At 61.4% G+C, this 3,801-nt stretch carries 4 protein-coding genes; 2 read left to right on the top strand and 2 right to left on the bottom strand.

Features of this window, described 5'->3' with window-relative positions; genetic code table 11:
* Positions 1–831 precede the first annotated feature (831 nt).
* Positions 832–1,107: a NucA/NucB deoxyribonuclease domain-containing protein gene (locus AC51EU_RS28295; RefSeq protein WP_496269935.1), complete on the top strand. Its 276-nt coding sequence runs from the start codon at positions 832–834 to the stop codon at positions 1,105–1,107.
* 41 nt (positions 1,108–1,148) lie between these two features.
* Here AC51EU_RS28295 and AC51EU_RS28290 read toward each other — a convergent pair whose 3' ends face one another.
* Together AC51EU_RS28290 and AC51EU_RS28285 are read right to left on the bottom strand one after the other, a co-directional pair.
* Positions 1,149–1,685, bottom strand: coding sequence for a hypothetical protein (locus AC51EU_RS28290; RefSeq protein WP_496269934.1), 537 nt, complete (start codon positions 1,683–1,685; stop codon positions 1,149–1,151).
* Between the two features lie 685 nt (positions 1,686–2,370).
* Entirely contained in the window at positions 2,371–2,805 is a 435-nt protein-coding gene (locus AC51EU_RS28285; protein WP_496269933.1) for a hypothetical protein, read from the bottom strand.
* Between the two features lie 73 nt (positions 2,806–2,878).
* Between AC51EU_RS28285 and AC51EU_RS28280 the strand changes: the two genes are divergently transcribed.
* Positions 2,879–3,684 (top strand): IS5 family transposase gene (locus tag AC51EU_RS28280; RefSeq protein ID WP_496269936.1). Its coding sequence is split into 2 segments (ribosomal slippage): positions 2,879–3,215 and positions 3,215–3,684, totalling 807 coding nucleotides; the frame shifts between segments, so codons are not numbered across the junction.
* Positions 3,685–3,801 lie beyond the last annotated feature (117 nt).

Raw genomic sequence — 3,801 nt, 5'->3', positions numbered from 1 at the left:
CTGCTCTGGCAGCAGCATCCGCTCGTGCGGAATATCCCGCGCCGCCTCGGACCATGACGGCGAAGGAGTGCTTCAACGCGCTGGATGGCACCGGTAAACTGTTCTACGTCAAGTCCCGGTACGCCGTGTGCTCCGGTGCCGTGTTCACCCAGACATGGGCACGGGAAAACAAGCCCGTAGGGGAGAGCAGGTTCGTCATCGTCGCGATGGCCACCATCCCCGAAGGCAGCATGACAATGAACGTCGACTACGAGTACCTGCATATGGAGCAGGTCGGCCAGACGGGCACGAGCGGGATGATGATCAGTCCGTCTGCGTACGTACTGGCGAAGTGGCCTTCCACATCCGCTCTTCATGAGGGCGGCAGCATCCCAGGCCCGCGCAGCTGGACTGCCCTGAAGGGCGATCCGAAGTCCGGATTCCGCCACACAATGACAGCGGACCTGGCGTCAGGATACGGGAAGGACCGCGTCATATCCCTGGCTCATCAGCCGAAGGTCGACATCAAGTTCCCGACGGGCTGGACAGTGACGGGCGCCCGGAGTGGCGAGCCCTACTTCCTCGTACCGCGGTGGGACGGAGCCACCTACATCGCCAGCGCAAGCCCGGTGCCGTCATGGCTTACAAGTCCGAACTCTGGTACAGCAGCAAGACAGGAGCAGCAGAGAAGGCTTTCGCCGATCACATCAAGAAGGCGTACACCGACCCCAAGAACACACAACCCAGCAACAGCGCAAAGAACATCCCAGGGAACACACCGGAAACCGCCTTGCATCGCCGCTACCACGACACTGGCAGAAGAAAAGCCCATCGCGCCGAGGCCATCAAAGCATGCCAAGCACACTGGGAAAGGACTACTCGCAGGGCAAGAAATACGAATGCGACGAGTTCCCCTTCGCCAGCACCTATGAAGGCGCAGCCCAAGCACTGAAGAAATACGACCCAAAAGGGAAAGCACCCAAGAAGAACTTCTCCGCAATTCCTATACCTAAAGCAGAAAACGGAGCCGGCGGCACCCTCCTGGCAAGCTTCTACAAGAAATACAGAATAATCGATGGCTACCAGAACAGTGACATCGAAGACTCCTTCATGGTGAAGATCTCCTGACACAGCCGAATCCGGGGGCCTGCAAAGGCCACCGGATTCTTTTACGCCGCGATCGGCCAGAACTGCACCAGATATCTTTCGACCCCGTCCGGGACCTCAAGATCCGCTCGGCGCGCCACCTCTTCCCTCCCGGTACAGTGGACTCGAATTCTCCACCGACGGCCAGTGAGGCCCAATTCCAAGAAGTCCACCGAGCCGGAGAAAGTCATCACGGCCAACCTGCCGGACGGGGCGAAGATCTCTGCCTCTTCTCTCACTTCCCAAGACGGATCGGCATCGAACTCAGGTTCGCCATCCCATACCTGCACGGCAAACAGAGCCGTGTGCGTGTGGCCAGCACTCAGAATATCAACGCGCCCCTCGCGTTGAGTCAGGAACGACTCGCCGAAGCCTTCACCCTCCGGGAATGACTCCGACACGTAAGCGGCATCCACCTCTTCCAGGCCGATCCCGTAGAACTCGACGAGTATTTTCATCGTCTTTCGCTCGATTATGTGCGGGATTCTCACTTCCCCCTCCTGAAGTTGTCGGCGGAACGCATGGATCTGGCCCTTGTCATGATGCCAGTTATGCGGCACAGGAGGCGCTCCGCTTGGCCTATGCCTTGCCCCAGCCCACCCGGCACAAGTGGGTTGGGGCGCCGCCGCGTCTTCCCAAGGCCGCTGCCAGGGAATAGGTCCACGTGGGGCGAGCCCGCCACCTGGTACTTCATGCTGGAGCGACGACGATCGGGCCGTCATCTGCTCTGGCCGCCTGCCGCGCTCATCTCCCTGCCTGCGGCGGCTTCCTCTCGCACCCTCACAGCTTGACCATGCATACGAATTCAAAGGCAGGACCTGGAGCGGACGGCATCACTACGCCCCTGTCCCTACGCCCCACGTCTTCTACGCCCTCCAGCGCATCGTCCGTTCGCCGCAAGAGGCGGAAGTCGGTCCGCGCCTCAAGCCGACCTTCTTGCACTGCGGTTACTTACTCATACTCTGGACCGGCGCCTGGACCACGTGCCAACGCGACGTGCCCACACCGATGTCATCCCGGCGAAGCATCACTAAGGGCTGTCCCGACGAGGGTGCCGTTCGCCCCACCGCGCGGCCCCGTCGCCCCTTGAGCGAATCATCCACGTGTACTTCTCATTACCAGGCCAAGGAAGATCGCATGGTTCCTCCCGGCTCCGGAGCAAGCTTTCCCCGAAAGCCCTTCAAGAATTAGAGGGAAGTTTCTTCCCTGAAGAAAAATCCCTCTTTCCTCATGTGTTTTAAGCCCTCACTCGCTGGCGGGCCAGAACTGCACCAGGTAGCGTTCAACACCACTCGGAACATCGACTTGCGCCATTTGATAAACGGCATCACGCCCCGAGCATCGCACGCGCACTTTCCACAACGTGTTCGTCCGCCCAAGCTGGATACACGCCCCAGAACTCCCCATCATTTCACAGATGGCTAGTTCTCCGGTCGGCGATTCAATTTCGCCCTCGCCCACCACCTCCCAACTATCTTCGCCCTCTTCGCTGGGAGCCGACTCCCATACCTCGGAGACCAGAATTGCCGTGTGGGTGTGCCCGCCGCTTTCGATGTCAATTCTTCGTTCACGAAAAGAGAGAAAGTTACCCATCTCCGAGCCCTCCGGAAAAGGAATCGGGACGAGATCATCATTCGCCTCCTGAAGGGCAAACGAGTAGAATTCGACCTCTACTTCCATCTCCTGTCGATTAAGAGGTTGTCTCACGTGGCGTGGGGTTGATGCGGCATGATGCTGTGCCATGGGTGTTGGTCTGTCGCAGCGGTTGGTTCCTGACGAACTGTGGTTGCTGGTTGCTCCGTTGCTGCCGTCGTTTGCGTCTCGGCCGCAGGGTGGCGGGACGGCCCCGGTGGATGAGCGGGCCGCGTTCACGGCTGTGGTGTACGTGCTGACCAGTGGCTGCGCCTGGCGGCATCTGCCGGAGACGTTCGGAGTGTCGCCGGCGACCGCGCATCGCCGGTTCTCCGCGTGGACCGAGGCAGGTCTGTGGCGGCGGCTGCATCAGAGGGTCCTGGATGAGCTCGGGGCCCGCGGTGAGCTGGACTGGACGTCGGCCATCGTGGACGCGGCCTCGGTCCGCGCGAAAAAGGGGGATCGCTGACCGGGCGCAATCCGGTCGACCGGGGCAAGAAGGGCAGCAAGCTCCACGTCCTCTCCGATGCCCAGGGCTTACCTCTCGCCCTCGGCGTCTCCGGCGCGAACGTCCACGACAGTCAGACCCTCCTGCCGCTGATCCTTGGCATACCCGCCATCCGCTCCCGCCGCGGACCGCGACGTCGCCGTCCCGGCAGGCTCCGCGCTGACAAGGCGTACTACTCCACCGACCGGCTGGCCTGGCTGCGCAGCCGAGGCATCGTCCCCCGCATCGCCCGCCCCGGCATCGAGTCCGGGGAGCGTCTCGGCCGTCACCGCTGGAAGATCGAGCGGTCGATCTCCTGGCTCTTCGGCTACCGCAGACTGACGGTCCGATACGAGCGAAAGAGCAGCCACTTCCTGGCCTTCCTCGGACTCGCGGCGGCGCTGACCTGCTACAAGAAGCTCGCGAAACTCGCCACATGAGACAAGCTCTAATACTCCAGTTGCAGTTCGCTATTACTGCTGGTCAGGGGCAGGTTTCCGAGTGCATCGAGCTGACTGGCCGTCATGTTGCGGAAGTTCGTGACCGGCGGTGCGGCA

This window comes from Candidatus Streptomyces philanthi, from assembly GCF_059553635.1.
Note: the sequence above shows the minus strand (reverse complement) of the source record. Positions and strands in the feature narration are given on the sequence as shown.